The following is a 16,309-nucleotide window of genomic DNA, read 5'->3' as shown; positions in this document are numbered from 1 at the left end:
CCTTCTTCCAGTGCCGTGGAAGGAACTCCTGTGCAGAAGGAAACGCCGTGCAGGATGAACACAGGACCCGGGCTTAGAATCCGTTCCATGCGTCTGGCGATTATCGGGTTGGTCCTCCTTGTGGCTGGTGGGGTCACAGTGGTTACGGGTGTCCTGCCCTGGCAGGAGGTGGCAGTCCTTGTAGACCGGGTGGCACCCATCCTGGGTTTTGTCATTGCCATGACGGTGGTTACGGAACTTGTCAGTGAGGCCGGCGCCTTCCAGTGGATTGCCCGCCATGTGCGGGGGTGGGGGCGTGGACGCAGTGTCATGCTGTGGTTGCTGCTGGCGTTGTTTGCCACACTCAGTACCGTTTTCCTGTCACTGGATACGACGGCGGTGCTGCTCACCCCGGTGGTGGTCACCGTAGCCCGCCAAGCGGGCCTCCCCGTTCTGCCCTTCGCCCTGACCACGGTTTGGCTGGCCAACACTGCCAGCTTGTTGCTTCCCATCTCCAACCTGACCAACCTTTTGGCGCAGCACAATCTCGGTGGCATCAGCCCGGCACAGTTCGCGCAACTGATGTGGGCGCCCTCGATCGCGGCAATTGTGGTGCCCTTGGCATTTGTTGCTGTGGTTTTCCGGCGGGAGCTTCGCAAAACCTACGCGCTCGATTCCGCCCGTCCGGGCCCGACCACCTCATCCACGGCAGCGCCGGACAAAGTCCTGCTCCTGGTCAGTGCGATCGTCCTGGTGTTGCTGTTGCCGGCGTTGGTATCCGGAGTCGCCATTTGGATTCCCGCCGCGTTGGCTGCCGCGATACTCGCCGTGACCTTCGCCGTCCGCCGACCCAAGGTGTTCAAGGTGGCCTTGATCCCGTGGTCCCTGCTGCTCTTTACCTGCGGCCTCTTCCTTGTAGTGGAAGCAACGCAATATCTTGGCGCATCAGTGCTGCTTGGCCAGGTGGCAGGGCAGGGGAACGGATTCCTTGAGCTGCTGAGGCTGGCCATGACAGGCGCCCTTGGCTCAAACGTCGTCAACAACCTGCCGGCCTACCTTCTGGCCGAGCCACTGGCCGGAACTCCTACCAGGATGGCTGCGCTGTTGGTGGGGGTGAACGCGGGACCCCTGATCACTCCGTGGGCCTCTTTGGCCACCTTGCTATGGCACGACCGCTTGGTGCGGATGAATGTACTGATCAAGTGGAGGGGGTACGCGGTCTTCGGCCTGATGGTGGCGCCGCTGACAATAGTGGCGGCCATTGCGGCCCTCGCAGTTGTCGGCCCCGGAGGGGTGTTTGGTTAGCCGAGATACTGTTCGCCCACTGGGACCTCGGCAGCCAGGCGGTTTGCTGGTCCCGCCAGCGGACACGCCCAGGCCTCGTTGTAGGCGCAAGATGGGTTGTACGCGAAGTTGAAGTCCAGGACAAACTCCTGGGCTGCTCCGGATCCCCGCGTCCCATGGAACGAACCCTTGACCGTGTCCACCAAGTACCGTCCAGCGCCGTAGCTTCCGCCGTCCTTGCCTGCAGTGGCGTCGCGGAACGGCACGAAGATCCCGCCCCCGTAGCTCCTGAGCTTCCAGGCCGCCAACGAGCCCAGCCCGGGGAGGTCGAAAGTGCCGATTCGGACGAATGGCACCAACCCGTCAGTCCCCGTCTCAACGTTCATTTCCTGGCCGGCTCCCTCGGGTGACAAGGCGGCGTACCTCCGGAAGGAGGGATCGTAGTCAGCTGTTGGCAGTCCGGAGAAGGAAGCCTTCATATCGGCGGTGAGCGCTGAAGCCGGATGCGTAGCGAACATCAGGTCCCGTTCCTGCCGCCAAAACACGTGGGCGTCGAACGGGTTGGTGGCCGCGAGCTGGCGCACTTTGTCGTAGAGGGCGAACGTCCGCAGGCGCCAATCAGCAATATCAATAGCTGACATGGCGGGAATGTCGTCTTCGAAATAGTCCTTCTGGTCAGGAGCCATACACTCAGCCTAGTCCTGTGCGTGTCGCAGGAGCGCCGCCGATAGGCTGTGGGCATGAAGGGCATCCTGAACCTGCACTGCAATCCGATGCGGCTTGCCGTGTTTGCCATGGCGGTCACAGTCCTCGCCGGCACAGCATCCTGCTCCGCCGAGAACAAGGGCCCGCAAGTCAACTCCACTACCGGCTCCCAACCAAATAGATCGGAATCGGGAACGGCAACACAGGGCAGCACGACGCCGGCGACAGGCACCGGCGAAACTCCAAGCACCGGCGGGAGTACTTCGGCCAGCCCCGGGTCAAGCCCGGTGGCGACGGCAGTGTCCTGGAAGACGTACACGGACTCCGCCAAAACCGTCAGCTTCGAGTTACCTCAGGAGTGGATAGCCCAGTCGGTAACGCCGGAGGCGGGATCGTTGGCCAACGCTGTGAAGGTGGAGGTCAAGGATGCCGAGGGGCGGTACATAGCCACGTTACACACCGGTTTGCCTACGACGTCGCCTGCCGCCTGCCCGGCCGGTCAGGCACGCCCCTATGTGGTGATCAGCAGTGTGCCATTGGACATTCCCCACTCGGATGGCCAGGACACCATTGATCCGCGAGTAGTCTTCCGCGTGGTTCAGGGCTACAAGTTCTTCGGCTCTTACGGCATCACCAATATGGTGGCGGGAGTGGACGGACAGGCCTGCGAACTGAGGAACCGGGTTCAGGGCCCAGCCGGCAAGGGCGACATCACCTTTGGGGATGTCCCGGCCATCCATGCCTTTGCCGCTGATGAGAAGGTGGCACCGGCCAAGGCTTTCGATACCTTGGACCTGGCTGCAAAGTATGCGGTCCACGGTTCTGAATTCGCCAATGTCCAGCGGATGCTACTGTCGCTGAAGGTTAATCTGTAGCTCTGCGATTGGCTGATTCACATACATGGCGGCAATGGGGGCTGTCCGCCGCAACCCACCCCGGAGATCAATGGAACGCAATGTTGCTGCCTCACTCGTGTTCAAGACTGCAGCCAACACCAAGGTGGCCATGGCCATAGCCGTGGCCAATAATCGTGGTTACCGCTCTGTGAACGAAAACCTGTCCATCACCAGCGGTGGTGCCGAGGTTCCCTTTGCTGAACTCAGCGATCACCACGGCGGCCGCTTTCACTACCTGGAATTCAGCGAGCCGAGCGAGGTGACTGTGGACTACCGGGCAACGGTTCATGGCTTTGGGGAGCCGGATACATCCAGTCCGATGGAACTCATCAGGTACGTCAGGCCCAGCCGGTATGCGGAGTCGGACAGGCTGCTGCCTACCTCCTATGCCGAGTTTGGAAGCCTGCACGGTGCCGAGCTGCTCCATGCCGTCCGCAATTGGGTCAACGGGGAACTGCGTTACGTCAGTGGGTCCTCCCGGGGGACAGACGGCGCCGTGGAAACCCTGCTGCACCGCAAAGGTGTGTGCCGCGACTTCGCACACCTTGCCATTGCCCTCCTGCGGTCCAAGGATGTTCCCGCGCGGTTGGCGGCGGTGTACGCCCCCGGGCTAAGTCCTATGGATTTCCATGCTGTTGCGGAGGCGCACATCGACGGCGCCTGGCACATCATTGATCCCACTGGTCTCGCGCCCCGCGAATCCATGCTTCGCATCACCGCAGGCCGGGACTCCTCGGATACGGCCTTCCTGTCCACCGTGGGCGGCAGCCTGACCCTCAAAACGCTCAAGGTCAGCGCATCGGTCAACGGGGAGCTCCCGGTGGAGGACCCCTGGGAGCTCATCAGCTTGCGCTAGTGTCCGGCCACCGAGGCGCGGAGTTTCTCCGTGAGCCGCAGAAGCTCCTGCTGCTCCTCGGCCGTGAGCGCGGGCGCCACCAAGTTGGCGATGTCGCGGACATGTTCGCGGCCGATGGTCTTTTGGAGCTCGCTTCCGGCCTCGGTGAGTGAGAGCAGGACTCCGCGGCCGTCGTCGGGCGCTATGGTCCGCTCCACCAGGCCGCGCTTCTCCAGGCGGTCCACCAAGCGGCTTAAGCTGGACTGGCTGAGCAGGACCTTGTCATTGATCTCATTCAGGCGCAGCTGGCCCGAAGGGCAGCGGGAAAGCGTGAACAGGACGTCGTACTCCTTGACAGGAAGTGCTTTGAACGCCGGCCCGGACTGAAGCTTCCGCATCACCGCCACCTGGGAGCGGAACAACGACTCCCAGGTTTCGGCGGCGAGGCGCACGGCGGAGGATGCCGAAGGGCTGGACATCAGGCGTCCTGCCCCGCAGCACCAGCAGTAGCGGACGCGCTGACCTTGGCCTCCAACGCGGCGGCAACCCGTGAGGCGTGCGTGGGTGCGTCCGGCACGTTCGCAGGCTTCATGGCGGCGTACTCCTTTCGAAGAACCGGCAACACCTCTTCGCCGAAGAGATCCAACTGCTCCAGGACGGTCTTCAGGGGCAGTCCGGCGTGGTCGATCAGGAACAACTGGCGCTGGTAGTCGCCGAAGGCCTCGCGGAAGGTCAGCGTCTTCTCGATGACTTCCTGCGGGCTGCCCACGGTGAGGGGAGTCTGCGAGGTGAAGTCCTCCAGGGACGGTCCGTGCCCGTAGACGGGTGCGTTGTCGAAGTATGGCCGGAATTCCTTCACGGCGTCCTGCGAGTTCTTCCTCATGAAGAACTGTCCGCCCAAGCCAACAATTGCCTGCTCCGGAGTTCCGTGGCCGTAGTGTGCGTAGCGCTCACGGTACAGGCCGATCAGCTGCTGGTAGTGCTCCTTAGGCCAGAAGATGTTGTTGGCGAAGAAACCGTCGCCGTAGTAGGCGGCCACTTCTGCGATCTGAGGCGTGCGGATGGAACCGTGCCACACGAAGGGGGCGACGTCGTCGAGCGGACGCGGCGTGGAGGTGAAGTTCTGCAGGGGTGTGCGGAACTTGCCGGACCAGTTGACGGTGTCCTCGTCCCACAGCTTGCGGAGCAGGCTGTAGTTCTCGATAGCCAGCTCGATGCCGTCCTGGATGTTCTTTCCGAACCAGGGGTACACCGGAGCTGTGTTGCCACGACCGAGCACCAGGTCCACGCGGCCATCAGAGAGGTGCTGGAGCATGGCGAAGTCTTCGGCGATCTTGACCGGATCATTGGTGGTGATCAGGGTGGTTGCCGTGGACAACGTGATGCGCTCGGTCTGGGCTGCGATGTAGGCCAGGGTGGTGGTGGGGGAGGAGGAGAAGAAGGGCCGGTTGTGGTGCTCGCCCAGGGCGTACACATCCATGCCGATTTCTTCGACCTTTTTGGCGATGGCAACGGAGGCCTTGATGCGCTCGTTTTCCGTGGGCGTGCGGCCCGTGGTGGGGTCAGTGGTGATGTCGCTGACGCTGAATACGCCGATCTGCATGATGTGCCTTTCTCCCTGCCCGAAGTCCCGGGCTCTGTAAACAGTGTACCTCAAACTAGATGCATTTGCATGTATCGATACCTGTAACAGGACAGGCCCGGGAATTGTTCCCGGGCCTGTCCACTACCAGTGCTTCTGTTGGGGGAGCCCGCTATTCTGCGGGATTATGGGCCGCACGGCGGCCAGTGACGCGTGGAATCATGCCCGTGGTCCAGTCCTGGAAATCTCCCGATGCGGAGCCGCCGTTCCCACCGGGTCCGTCGCCGGGAGCAGCCGTGGGCTTGTCCTGCAAAGCCTTCAGCAGGTCCTTCTTTTCCCGGCGCCCCTCCACGAGTTTGTAGAGCACCGGAACCAGGACCAACGTCAGGGCCGTGGACGAAACCAAGCCACCGATCACCACGATTGCCAGGGGTTGGGAAATGAAGCCGCCGCCACCAGTAAGGCCTAAAGCCATGGGAGTCAGGGCGAACACCGTCGCCAAGGCGGTCATGAGGATGGGCCGCAGGCGCCGGCGCGCACCGTGTGTGATGGCATCGGCAACGTTCATGCCCGGAGAGCCGTCATGTGGCTTGCGATATTGGTTAATCAGGTCGATCAACACAATGGCGTTGGTCACCACGATGCCCACCAGCATCAGCATGCCGATCAGTGACGGCAGCCCCAAGGGAACGCCGGTGATCAACAGCAGTCCCACGGCGCCGGTCGCGGCGAACGGTACAGAAACCAACAGGATGAGCGGCTGGATGAGGGACTTGAAGGCGGCCACCATGATCACGTAGACGATGGCAATTGCCGCCAGCAGGGCCAAGCCAAGCTGCCGGAAAGACTCCGCCTGCTGCGTTGTGGCACCACCGATGGTGGCGGTGACCCCCGCAGGCAAGTCCACAGCCGCCAGCCGCTCCTGCACCGCTGCGCTGACACTGCCCAGGTTGGATCCGGACGGCGTCACGGTCACTTTGGCGGTTCGCTGCCCGTTGCTGCTGGTGATGGACACCGGGGTGTCAACCTGCTCGACGGCGGCAATCGTCTCCAGTGCCACGCCGCCACGGGCTGTGGGAAGCTGGAGTGCCCGAACTGCGGCAATGCTGGTAAAGCGCGTGCCCTCACCGATCTGCACAGGGTAGTCGTTGGTCTCGATCCGAACGGTACCGGCCGGAATGGGGCTGACCGTGGAGGCCAGGAAGGCTCCTACTTGTTCTTCCGTCAGGCCTGCCGCCACGGCCTTGGCCCGGTCAACACGGACCTGGACCACCGACTGCTTGGAAGCAAGGTTCGTGGCGACCTCCGAGCTCCCAGGAACGCCTTCCATAGCCTTGACCATGGCATCACTTGCTGTCTGCAGGTCAGCGGAATTAGCGGCCCTGATGGTGATATCCACCGTTGAGGATGTCCCGAATCCGCCCTGCTGCGATCCCACCGTCACCTTCCCGGGGGCCCCTGCCAGCTTGGCGCGAACCTCATCCTGGAGTTTGGTTTGGTTCACTTTCTCGTCAGTGACAATGGTGAATGTCGAGTTGGAGGAACCAGTGGAAGTGAGTGCAGCGAAGCCGGTCTGGGCGTTTCCGGAAGTGACCTGCACGTCCTTGATGCCCGCAATGCCCTTGAGGGACTCCTCAATCTTGGAGGCTTCATCGCTGGTGGCCTGCAGGCTGGTGCCCGCTGGAAGGACTTGGCGCACAGTCATGCTGTTCTCGCCGGAGCGGCCCAACAGATCGGTAGACAGTAGGGGCGAGACGGCGATGGTGGCCACCAGAATCAGTGCTGCTGCCGACAAGGTGATAACCGGATGCTTTTGCGTCTTGGCGAGAAGAGGAAGGTAGCCTCGCTGGAGGCGACTGCGCTCCTCGGCCTCTTGGGCTTTCCGGGCGGCTTCCTTGGCGGATGCCTGTGCCTCAGCGCCTCTTCCGGGCGAGGAAAGGAACCAGTAGGCCAGGACCGGAACGATTGTCAGGGAAACCAGCAGTGATGACAACAACGCAATGGTTACGGTCAGGGCAAAGGGCCGGAACAGCTCACCGGCGAGGTCGCCGACGAAAGCGATGGGCAGGAATACGGCCACAGTGGTCAAGGTGGAAGCCGTGATGGCCCCGGCCACTTCCCGGATGGACGTCAGGATGGCTGTCAGCTTGTGTTCGCCGTAGCTCAAATGCCGCTTGATGTTCTCGATCACCACGATGGAATCGTCAACCACCCGCCCGATCGCAATGGTGAGGGCGCCCAAAGTAAGGATATTCAGCGAGTATCCCGTGGCGGAGATGCCAATGAAGGTAATCAGCAGGGACAGCGGGATGGAGACGGCCGTGACCAACGTTGAGCGTACGGACATCAGGAAGACCAGGATGACAGCTACGGCGAAGCCAAGGCCAAGGAGCCCTTCGGTGGTGAGGTCCTTGATGGACTTTTCAATGAAAGGAGCTTGGTCGAAGACCGGCGTGAAAGTCGCGTTGTTGCCGAGTTCCTCCTCCATAGGGCCGACGGCGTCCCTCACGGCGTGCGAAATCGCCACCGTATCGCCTTCCGGCTTCTTGGTGACGGACAGGGCCAATGTGGGCTTGCCGTTGGTGCGGGTGATGGACGTGGCGGCGTCGTCCTCGATGCTGACATCGGCAACAGCCCCAATGGTTGCAGCCGTTTTTGCGCCGGCCAAAGGGAGTCCCTTGATGATGTCCAGGGAATCCACCGGGCTGCCGAGCTGGAGGGAAAGGGTCTTGCCTTGGTCCTCAATGGTGCCCACGGGGACCAACGTGCCGTTGTTCTTGAGCGCATTGCTGATGGACTGGACAGAGGCCCCTGTAGTTGCCAGATCAGCGGGGCGGGGCTGGATCAGGATGTGCTGGCTGGAGCCGCCGGTCACGTCGGCGCCACGGACGCCGTCGATCTTCTGCAGGCGGGGAACGCTGAGTCGAAGGAGGTCGGCGTTGAGTTCGCTCAGCGGCTTGTCCGACGACACCGCCAAGTAGACAATCGGGAAGTCGCTGATGTTACCGGCGATGGACTGGGGCTCGACGTCGGCCGGCAGCACGCGTTTGGCATTGGAAATCGCCCGGTCAATCTGGTTCCGCGCCCGGTCCAGGTTGGAGCCGTACGTGAACACCATAGTGATCTGTGAAACGCCGTTGCGGGACGTCGATGTGGTGGATTCAAGCCCCTCCACGCTGTTCAAAGCTGTTTCCAGGGGCTGGCTCAACTGCTTGTCCACAACCTCCGGCGAAGCGCCCGGCATGGAGGTCACCACGGTGATCTGCGGGAACTCGATGGACGGAATGAGTTCCTGCTTCAGCGACCCCATGGTGATCACGCCGAACACCGCCGCAAAGACGGTGATCAGCGCGATCAGGGCCCGGTTTCCCAGGGACAGTTTGGCCAAGCGGAACATTGCATTGACTCCTGCGGTCTACGTAACGATTCGGCTGAGGGAACCGGCCGCAGCCCCGGGTGTGGCCTAGCTTTGGATGGCGTTAGCCACTTCCAATTGCAGGGACCTTGCAGTGCTTGCTTCCAGTTCGGCGGCCAGGTCCGCATTCTCGTTGAGCTTGACGCCGTAGCCCGGCATCATGTCCTTGAGTTTGGACTGCCAACCCTTGAAGTTCTTGGGGAAGGACTTCTGTAGCAGTTCGATCATGATGGGCACGGCGGTGGACGCGCCCGGAGAAGCGCCCAGCAGTGCGCCGATCGAACCATCGCGGGAAGCGATGACTTCGGTGCCGAACTGCAGGACGCCACCCTTCTGTGGGTGCTTCTTGATGATTTGTACACGCTGACCGGCGGTGATCAGTTCCCAATTGCCGCCGGATGCTTCAGGGTAGTACTCGCGCAGGGCCTCAACCTTGGCCTCGTGCCGCTTGGCAACCTCCTTGATGAGGTAGGCGGTGAGGTCCATGTTGTCCTTGGCCACGGCCAGCATGGGAATGATGTTTCCCGGGCGGATGGACAGCGGAAGGTCCAGGTAGCTGGAGGTCTTCAGGAAGTTGGTGGAGAACCCGGCGTACGGGCCGAAGAGGAGGGAGCGTTTTCCGTCCACATAGCGGGTGTCCAGGTGCGGGACGGACATTGGCGGCGCGCCGACCGAAGCCTGGCCGTAGACCTTTGCACTGTGCTGGGAAGTCACGGCGTCGTCGGTGCAGCGGAAGAACTGGCCGGAGACGGGGAAGCCGCCGTAGCCCTTGCTTTCAGGGATGCCGGATGCCTGAAGCAGGTGGAGTGCACCGCCGCCGGCTCCTACGAAGACGAACTTGGCATGGATGCGGCCGTGTTCGCCTGACTTGGGGTGCTTGATGGACAGATCCCATCCACCGCCTGCTGCGCGGTGGATGTTGGTGACGTCGTGGCCATAATTGACCTCGGCGCCGCTGCTCTGCAGGTAGCCCGTCAGCTCGCGGGTCAAGGCGCCGAAGTCGACGTCGGTGCCTTCAGCTGCGCGGGTTGCGGCCACGCGCTGCTTGCGGTCGCGGCCCTTGACGATCAACGGTGCCCATTTGGCGATCTGGTCCTGGTCCTCGGTGTACTCCATGCTGCGGAACAGCGTGTTGGGTTTCAGGGCCTCGTACCGCGTTTTGAGGAAGTTCGCGTGGTTATCGCCGATGACGAAGCTCATGTGCGGAACTGTGTTGATGAAGCCTTTGGGAGACCCGATCACTTTGCTGTCCACAAGATGGGACCAGAACTGGCGGGACAGCTGGAACTGTTCGTTAATGTGCAGGGCCTTGGACGGGTCTACGGAACCGTCTTTTGCTGCGGGGGAGTAGTTCAGCTCACACAGCGCGGCATGGCCGGTGCCGGCGTTGTTCCAGGGTCCGGAACTCTCAAGCCCTGCTTCGTCGAGTCTTTCGAACATGGAGATGGTCCAGGTGGGTTCAAGTTGCTTGATGAACGCACCAAGGGTGGCACTCATGATTCCGCCGCCAATAAGGACGACGTCGGCATGTTGAGTCTTGGAAATGAAGGTCACGATCAATCTCCGTTAGCGGCGGCACTGGCTGTCACAGAATATCCCCGTGCAGTCTCAATACTGAAATTGCGGGGAATCGTCAAGGCTTTAGGCGGACGTTTGTGAAAACTTCGTTGAGGACGGGGGAAGCCGGGTAGCTTTCAACCTTGTTGGACAGAGCCAGCGCCGAGATGGGGAAGGCTATGGGCACAGCCGGTACCGACGCCGCGATCTCAGCATTGATGGCCTGGTACTGGGCGTTGCGTTCATCGCCTTCGGGCATTGCCCGTGCGCGTTCTATCTTGTGGAAGACTTCCGAGTCGGCGTATCCGAACTCGGCGCGGGTTTCGCCAAAAAGGGGTCCGAGGAAGTTGTCTGCGTCCGCGTACGAACCGTTCCAGCCCAGGAGGTGAAGGCCCCGGTCGCCGGCCGACTGGACGCTTTGGAGGTAGCCATCTTCCCAGTCGATGGGAACCGGTTTGATGTTGAAGCCGACGGCGACGAGTTGGCGGCTGAGCTCGGCGTAAATCTTTTCCGGGGTGGGCATGTATGCCCTTGTGGCGTTGAGGGGGTAGTAGAACTTCAGCTCCTCACCCTTATAGCCGGCTTTCTTCAAGAGCTCCTTGGCCTTCTCTGGGTTGTACCCCAGGGAGGGGGCATTGTTGTTGAAGCCGCTGAGCTTGGGTGGCACGAATTGTGATGCCTGCGCCGTGTTGTCGATGAAGAACTTCCGGATCAACGCTTCCTTGTCGATCGCCATCTCGATTGCTTGGCGCACTTCGGGCTTTTCCAGCGGTGCAACAGCTTGGTTGATCCCCAGGTACATCACCGAGAAAGGGTCGCGCTGGATGATCTGGACACCCTTTTTGACCAGTTGGTCAAAAGTCCCTGAGGTCACAAGGTCGTAGGCGTCGATCTTGCCATCCAGAAGGGCCTGCTGGCGTGATTCCGCGCGATCGTAGGGGATGAAGTTGATGGTTGCGATCTGTCCCTTGTTTCCCCAGTAGCCCTTGTAGCTGGACAACGTGAGCTTTTTCTCATCCCACGCGGTGAATGCATAGGGGCCTGTGCCCACGGGATGGCCGGCGTAGGTGGACATGGCTTGGCCGTTGCGTACTTGGTCAAGGACATTGGCTGTCTTTGCCTGCAAAGCAGCCGGGGAAGATATTGCGAAGGCTGGCAAGGTCAACGCCTGAAGGAATCCAGTGAAGGGCCGCGTCAGATTGATCTGGACGTCGGTGGCCGAAACCACCTTGCAGTCTTTGAAAATGGAGAATACCGGCTGATCCGAGTACGCCTTGAAAACGCTCTGAAAGGAGATGCCCGGCGCCTGATTCCTGAGCTCCTCGGGAAACGTGAACCAGCGGTTGAAGTTGGCGCATACGGCGGTTGCATCCAGGGTAGTGCCGTCGTGGAAGGTCACACCGGACCGGAGCGTGAAGTCGTAACTGAGCCCGTTGTTGCTGTCTTTCCACTCGGTGGCGAGGAGGGGCGTGGTTTGACCTGTTTCGCCATCCACCCCCACAAGTCCTTCGAGGACTTGGCGGGTGACACGGTAGGACTCGGAATCGGCGGTCATGGCGGGATCCAGGCCCAAGGGCATGGACGCCGTGCCGAAATTGAAGGTTGCTGTCGGTTCAACCGCGGGGGAGCTGCCGGTGGATGACGACGGCGACGGGCCCGGGGTTCCGGTGCACCCTGCCAGTCCCAAAGCCAGTACGGCAGCTCCGAACTGCATGCCCAGGCGCCGCATTTTGCTGCTTGCCACTCGTGTCCCCTCAAGCCGGTTGGAAGTGCTGTGGCCGGCTTCGGCCAGACCGCATTCCAGTCTAGTTGAACGTCCTGACTGCGCTTCCCAGCGGACTTTCAGGTGCCCCGGCTGCATGAAAATAAAATACCCCCGGTCTTGCAACCGGGGGTATTTCCGTATCTGTGCGCAAGGGGGGACTTGAACCCCCACGCCCGAAGGCACAGGAACCTAAATCCTGCGTGTCTGCCAATTTCACCACTCGCGCTGGCAGGCAATCCGACCGCCTGAAAGGACGGTCGCTGCCATATACCGGCCTCCAGTGTACCCGTTACTTGTCCAGCTTGAGATCCCGCCGGAGCTTGGCTACGTGCCCGGTGGCGCGCACGTTGTACTGGGCCAGGGAAACCTTTCCATCGGGATCAACCGCAAAGGTGGATCGGATCAATCCCATGTAGCTGCGGCCGTAGTTCTTTTTCTCACCCCAGGCCCCATATGCCTCGGCGACGGTGTGATCCTCGTCCGATAGCAGCCGAAAGGTCAGTTGTTCTTCTTCGGAGAACTTGGCAAGTGCCTTGACGGGGTCGGGGGAGACACCCACCACTTCGTATCCTGCAGCCTGCAGTGACCCCAGGGAGTCGCGGAAATCGCATGCTTCCTTGGTGCACCCGGGAGTGGAAGCGGCCGGGTAGAAGTAGAGGATGGTTTTTCGTCCGCGGAGGTCCGACAAGCTCACGCTTTTGCCGGTCTCATCCTGAAGTGTGAAGTCCGGGGCGGCATCTCCCGGGATAAGTCGTTCAGCCAAAATGTTCTCCTTACCAGTGGTCGCGATTTTCCAGTTTAGTGGGCGAGGCCGCGTCCTCACCGCTTCCGCGCATATACTGTCGGCATGCCAGATATGGAGAGATGGCCCACCACCCGTTTGCTTTCGACAGCCGCGCGCCTGGTGGAAATCTCGTGGAACGAAAAATTGAAGTCCATCGGTCTTACCCACGCCGGTGTCATTGCCATGCAGGTGTTGGCTGCCAAGGGTGCCATCACGCAGGCGGCTCTGGCCGAAGTTGCGCGGGTCAAGGCTCAAACAATGGGTACCACCCTCGCGAGGCTGGAGCTGCACGGGCATGTCACCCGACAACGCAGTGACTCCGACCGCCGAAGTCACGTGGTGACTCTTACTGACGCCGGCATTGCAGCTCTTGCAGAGGCAGTAAAGCTTGAGCAGGATGTTCTGTCCCCCGTTGCCGTGGACACCGTCCGGCTGCGGGAGGAACTTCGGTTGGTCGTCCGGGGCCTGGCGGGGTTGCCCGCGCCGGAGCAGGAAGCCCACACGGAAAACACCGACTTGCCGCAGGCCTGACCTGAGCCCGTTGCCGGGCTTCCTGCGGGAAGCTCGGCATGGAAACGCGAAAGGCTCCGGATCGTAGATGCGATCCGGAGCCTTTACTTTGTGGTGCACCCCCCGGGACTCGAACCCGGAACCCATTGATTAAGAGTCAATTGCTCTGCCAGTTGAGCTAGAGGTGCAGCTATTGTTTCGGCTTATGAGGGAATTTGCATTCCCCGTTGGCCTCTGCAACGACAAATAACTCTACACCAGTTTTTTGTGGTCACGGACCACATTCGGCTCTGCGTGATGAACGCCATGTGGTCGGTGCAGGAAGCGGCATGAATTAACACAAAAAAGGCCTTGGCGTGATATTCACACCAAGGCCTTTTGTTTTGTGCACCCCCCGGGACTCGAACCCGGAACCCATTGATTAAGAGTCAATTGCTCTGCCAGTTGAGCTAGAGGTGCAGCTGTTGATTTCGATCCCAAGGGGAAGCTTTTATTTCCCCGGCGATCTCCGCAACGACATGTAACTCTACACCACTTCCGTCCGAGTGTGAAATCCGCGGCATACCGCTACTGGCATCACGGCGCAGGCCTCAAAATCAGCGCAAAATCAGGGTTTCTGTTGTTGCTGATGACCCAGAGTGTGCCATCAGGAGCGCGGGCTACATCCCGGAGGCGCCCATATTCTCCTGTGAAGTAGGCCACAGGGGAGCCTGCGGTCTCCCCGTTAAGGGGAACCGCCCAAAGCCGTTGTCCCCGGAGCGCCCCTGTGTAGGCAACGCCGTCCACGATTTCCAGCCCACTGGGTGAGGCGTCGGACGTTGAGGGCCAGACGACCTTCGCGTCGATCAGGCCGCTGCGGCCGGGCGCTCCAGTCACGGTGGGCCAACCGTAATTGCCTCCAGGGGTAATCAGGTTCAGTTCGTCATCCACGTCAGGACCAAATTCACTGGCCCAGAGTCGTCCGGCGTTGTCCCAGGCCAGGCCTTGCACATTCCGATGCCCGTAGCTGTACACGGGATTGTCGCCGAAAGGATTCCCTGGCGCCGGGCGCCCCTCCGGAGTGAGTCGTAGGATTTTGCCGCCCAAGGCGTTCGTGTCCTGCGGCTGCTCCCGACGCTGAGAGTCACCGGTTCCGACGTAGAGGAACCCGTCCGGGCCGAATCGAATCCGGCCGCCGTTATGAGTGGAAGCCTTGGGCATTCCGGAGAAAATCACTTCAGCCTTCCCCAAAGTCACCATGCCGCTTGGATCCTCGGTCAGTTTCATGCGCACAATCCGGTTGTCGTCCGAGGACGTGAAATATGCGTACATCCAGCGGTCCGTTACGAATTCCGGCGAGAGGGCAAGGCCCAACAGCCCGCCTTCTCCGCCGGGTTCGACGCCGGGCACCTCGCCTAAGGTAGTGGCTTGACCGTCCCGGATGCTCTTTACCTGAGCGGTGTCCCGCTCGGACACCACGGCAGTGCCGTCCGGCAGGAAGACCACCGACCACGGCAGCTGCAGTCCGACGTCGAGTTTTTGGGTGACTTCCGGGGTTTGTGGCGCGGCGGGCTTGGATTCGCCGGCTTGCGTGGACTGAGACCCCGGCGAAAGGGGCCCGCCCAGTGCGGTAGCGGTGCCCTGACTTGTCGATGCCGCTGGTGTTGCCGCTGTGCCCGGAGACGACGGACTGCCCGTACATCCAGGCAGGAGAACCAGGATTGCCAGCAACAGGGCATAAGAAGAAGCGGGCACCCAACGATCGCGGGTTTCCGAGGGGCGCCTTCTTGTATCCCCGACCGCTGCGTTCATGACCGCTGGCGGAAAGTCAGTGCCTGTTGCGACGTGGAGGCCGGAAACCGGCAGCTTCGGCGTGGGCGGATGATTCGAACCAGACGTCGGCGGCAGCGTCGTCATAGCCTGCAGTGTCTTCGTCGAAGTAGGTCATGGCGGACGCGCTGGCCTTGACGGGATAGGAGTCCCCGGGTGCGCTGGAGGAGCCCGTGCCGTAAGGGTGCTCGACGGCCAGATGACCAGTGCCCGCCGAGTCTTCGGCGGCAGCGGACTCGGCGCCCGGCAGGGTGGGTGAATGTGCATCGGTGTACTCGTGGTGATGGACCGGGGTACCGCTTGCATCGGTCCATGAAGATTCCCACTCCGCCTTGTCCTCAGCGGTATCCCTTGCGGCCGTTTCATCAGCCTTGGGGGCGGAGGTTGCCGTTGTGGAACCCGATTCCCAGTCGTCAACATCGCCGGCGTCAGCCGCGTGGACCTTGGCGTCAGTATCCACGACGGGCTCGTCCACCACTGGTTCGTCAATGACAGGATCGGCCACTGAGGGGGCTGCGATGACGGGTTCCTCCACCGTCAATCCGGGTGTGGAAGCCGGGTGGACGTCAGAGGCGGCAACGGCGGGTGAATCGTCGACGGCGGTACGCGGCTCGGTCTCTACATCGGCCGCGGCGGGGGAGGCCCCGTGCGCTTCTCCGGAAGGTGCGGGTACGGGTGGGGCGGGTTCGTCGGCACGGGCTTCGATGACCTCAGGCTCCCTGACATCGGGTTCGTCGGCACGGGGGCCACTGCCCTCGGAGGCCGCTTTGCCGAGATTGGTCACACCTGCCAGGCCTGCCACCCCTGCTGCGGCTGCACCGGCATCCGGGATGGATCCCGTACTGGCGGGCGCCGTCGCTGCCGGGGGAGTGGTGCCGGATACCCCGGCGGTGCGATCCTCGGCGGTGGCGTGGGTTGAGGTGGGATCGGTATTCCGCGTCTTGTTGCGGTTCATCAGCCACCAAACAATAGCGACGACCAAAACAATGACAATGACCCAAATTAACCAGTCCATGGTGGAGGCCCTTCTGCTCACAGGGTTGCAGCTCGTGGTATTCCCGACGTTACGTGCCTGCTAATGGGCTGTCCAGCGTTTGACCTGCTGCTTCGCCCGAAAACATCTCCCTACTGACCATTTGTGGAGCGGCGGATGGATGACGCAAAGACCGCACCATGGAAAAAGTATGG

General features: G+C 61.6%; 13 protein-coding genes and 3 tRNA genes. 4 read left to right on the top strand and 12 right to left on the bottom strand.

Features of this window, described 5'->3' with window-relative positions:
* Window positions 1-87: 87 nt before the first annotated feature.
* Complete coding sequence (locus ACZ5J0_RS11830) at window positions 88-1,284, top strand: SLC13 family permease (RefSeq protein WP_464093190.1); 1,197 nt, start codon at window positions 88-90, stop codon at window positions 1,282-1,284.
* Here ACZ5J0_RS11830 and ACZ5J0_RS11825 read toward each other — a convergent pair.
* Window positions 1,281-1,949, bottom strand: a complete 669-nt coding sequence (locus ACZ5J0_RS11825) for a DUF1684 domain-containing protein (protein WP_464093189.1) — start codon at window positions 1,947-1,949, stop codon at window positions 1,281-1,283. The genes ACZ5J0_RS11830 and ACZ5J0_RS11825 overlap by 4 nt on opposite strands.
* 54 nt (window positions 1,950-2,003) lie before the next feature.
* On the opposite strand from ACZ5J0_RS11825, the gene ACZ5J0_RS11820 reads away from it, so the two are divergent.
* Window positions 2,004-2,843, top strand: a complete 840-nt coding sequence (locus ACZ5J0_RS11820; RefSeq protein ID WP_464093188.1) for a hypothetical protein — start codon at window positions 2,004-2,006, stop codon at window positions 2,841-2,843.
* A gap of 70 nt (window positions 2,844-2,913) precedes the next feature.
* A complete protein-coding gene (locus ACZ5J0_RS11815) occupies window positions 2,914-3,720 on the top strand; it encodes a transglutaminase-like domain-containing protein (RefSeq protein ID WP_464093187.1) in 807 nt (268 codons plus the stop codon).
* Here the strand turns inward: ACZ5J0_RS11815 and ACZ5J0_RS11810 are convergent.
* From ACZ5J0_RS11810 to bcp, 7 genes are all read right to left on the bottom strand, one after another.
* On the bottom strand, window positions 3,717-4,178 hold the full coding sequence (locus tag ACZ5J0_RS11810; protein WP_142938716.1) for a MarR family winged helix-turn-helix transcriptional regulator: 462 nt from the start codon (window positions 4,176-4,178) through the stop codon (window positions 3,717-3,719). The genes ACZ5J0_RS11815 and ACZ5J0_RS11810 overlap by 4 nt on opposite strands.
* Window positions 4,178-5,302 (bottom strand): LLM class flavin-dependent oxidoreductase, encoded by a 1,125-nt coding sequence (locus ACZ5J0_RS11805; protein WP_464093186.1) that lies wholly within the window; start codon window positions 5,300-5,302, stop codon window positions 4,178-4,180. Before ACZ5J0_RS11805 ends, ACZ5J0_RS11810 begins: the two co-directional genes overlap by 1 nt.
* A gap of 151 nt (window positions 5,303-5,453) precedes the next feature.
* Window positions 5,454-8,678 carry an efflux RND transporter permease subunit gene (locus ACZ5J0_RS11800; protein ID WP_464093185.1) on the bottom strand — a complete coding sequence of 1,075 codons (3,225 nt, stop codon included), beginning with the start codon at window positions 8,676-8,678 and terminating at the stop codon, window positions 5,454-5,456.
* Window positions 8,679-8,744: 66 nt separating this feature from the next.
* Window positions 8,745-10,250, bottom strand: coding sequence for a malate:quinone oxidoreductase (locus tag ACZ5J0_RS11795; RefSeq protein WP_223940481.1), 1,506 nt, complete (start codon window positions 10,248-10,250; stop codon window positions 8,745-8,747).
* A gap of 79 nt (window positions 10,251-10,329) precedes the next feature.
* Window positions 10,330-11,997, bottom strand: coding sequence for an ABC transporter substrate-binding protein (locus ACZ5J0_RS11790; protein WP_374206963.1), 1,668 nt, complete (start codon window positions 11,995-11,997; stop codon window positions 10,330-10,332).
* Window positions 11,998-12,162: 165 nt separating this feature from the next.
* A tRNA-Leu gene (locus ACZ5J0_RS11785) sits at window positions 12,163-12,244 on the bottom strand.
* Between the two features lie 63 nt (window positions 12,245-12,307).
* Window positions 12,308-12,781 carry a thioredoxin-dependent thiol peroxidase gene (gene bcp, locus ACZ5J0_RS11780; RefSeq protein WP_142938721.1) on the bottom strand — a complete coding sequence of 158 codons (474 nt, stop codon included), beginning with the start codon at window positions 12,779-12,781 and terminating at the stop codon, window positions 12,308-12,310.
* Window positions 12,782-12,865: 84 nt separating this feature from the next.
* Here bcp and ACZ5J0_RS11775 point away from each other — a divergent pair, with 84 nt between their 5' ends.
* On the top strand, window positions 12,866-13,333 hold the full coding sequence (locus ACZ5J0_RS11775) for a MarR family winged helix-turn-helix transcriptional regulator (RefSeq protein WP_142938722.1): 468 nt from the start codon (window positions 12,866-12,868) through the stop codon (window positions 13,331-13,333).
* 91 nt (window positions 13,334-13,424) lie between these two features.
* Here the strand turns inward: ACZ5J0_RS11775 and ACZ5J0_RS11770 are convergent.
* From ACZ5J0_RS11770 to ACZ5J0_RS11755, 4 genes are all read right to left on the bottom strand, one after another.
* Window positions 13,425-13,500, bottom strand: a tRNA-Lys gene (locus ACZ5J0_RS11770).
* Window positions 13,501-13,698: 198 nt separating this feature from the next.
* Window positions 13,699-13,771: transfer RNA gene (locus ACZ5J0_RS11765), tRNA-Lys, on the bottom strand.
* Window positions 13,772-13,888: 117 nt separating this feature from the next.
* Window positions 13,889-15,103, bottom strand: a complete 1,215-nt coding sequence (locus ACZ5J0_RS11760) for a PQQ-dependent sugar dehydrogenase (RefSeq protein WP_464093184.1) — start codon at window positions 15,101-15,103, stop codon at window positions 13,889-13,891.
* Window positions 15,104-15,119: 16 nt separating this feature from the next.
* A complete protein-coding gene (locus ACZ5J0_RS11755) occupies window positions 15,120-16,136 on the bottom strand; it encodes a sunset domain-containing protein (protein ID WP_464093183.1) in 1,017 nt (338 codons plus the stop codon).
* Between the last annotated feature and the right edge of the window lie 173 nt (window positions 16,137-16,309).

The organism is Arthrobacter sp. DualSoilB13, assembly GCF_055389195.1.
This window is presented reverse-complemented; position numbering and strand designations above follow the sequence as displayed.

What these genes read in the sequence shown, in the direction of transcription:
- ACZ5J0_RS11830 (WP_464093190.1), top strand. Translation starts at nt 88, where the DNA reads ATGCGTCTGGCGATTATCGGGTTGGTCCTCCTTGTGGCTGGTGGGGTC.
- ACZ5J0_RS11825 (WP_464093189.1), bottom strand. Translation starts at nt 1,949, where the DNA reads ATGGCTCCTGACCAGAAGGACTATTTCGAAGACGACATTCCCGCCATG.
- ACZ5J0_RS11820 (WP_464093188.1), top strand. Translation starts at nt 2,004, where the DNA reads ATGAAGGGCATCCTGAACCTGCACTGCAATCCGATGCGGCTTGCCGTG.
- ACZ5J0_RS11815 (WP_464093187.1), top strand. Translation starts at nt 2,914, where the DNA reads ATGGAACGCAATGTTGCTGCCTCACTCGTGTTCAAGACTGCAGCCAAC.
- ACZ5J0_RS11810 (WP_142938716.1), bottom strand. Translation starts at nt 4,178, where the DNA reads ATGTCCAGCCCTTCGGCATCCTCCGCCGTGCGCCTCGCCGCCGAAACC.
- ACZ5J0_RS11805 (WP_464093186.1), bottom strand. Translation starts at nt 5,302, where the DNA reads ATGCAGATCGGCGTATTCAGCGTCAGCGACATCACCACTGACCCCACC.
- ACZ5J0_RS11800 (WP_464093185.1), bottom strand. Translation starts at nt 8,678, where the DNA reads ATGTTCCGCTTGGCCAAACTGTCCCTGGGAAACCGGGCCCTGATCGCG.
- ACZ5J0_RS11775 (WP_142938722.1), top strand. Translation starts at nt 12,866, where the DNA reads ATGCCAGATATGGAGAGATGGCCCACCACCCGTTTGCTTTCGACAGCC.
- ACZ5J0_RS11760 (WP_464093184.1), bottom strand. Translation starts at nt 15,103, where the DNA reads ATGAACGCAGCGGTCGGGGATACAAGAAGGCGCCCCTCGGAAACCCGC.
- ACZ5J0_RS11755 (WP_464093183.1), bottom strand. Translation starts at nt 16,136, where the DNA reads ATGGACTGGTTAATTTGGGTCATTGTCATTGTTTTGGTCGTCGCTATT.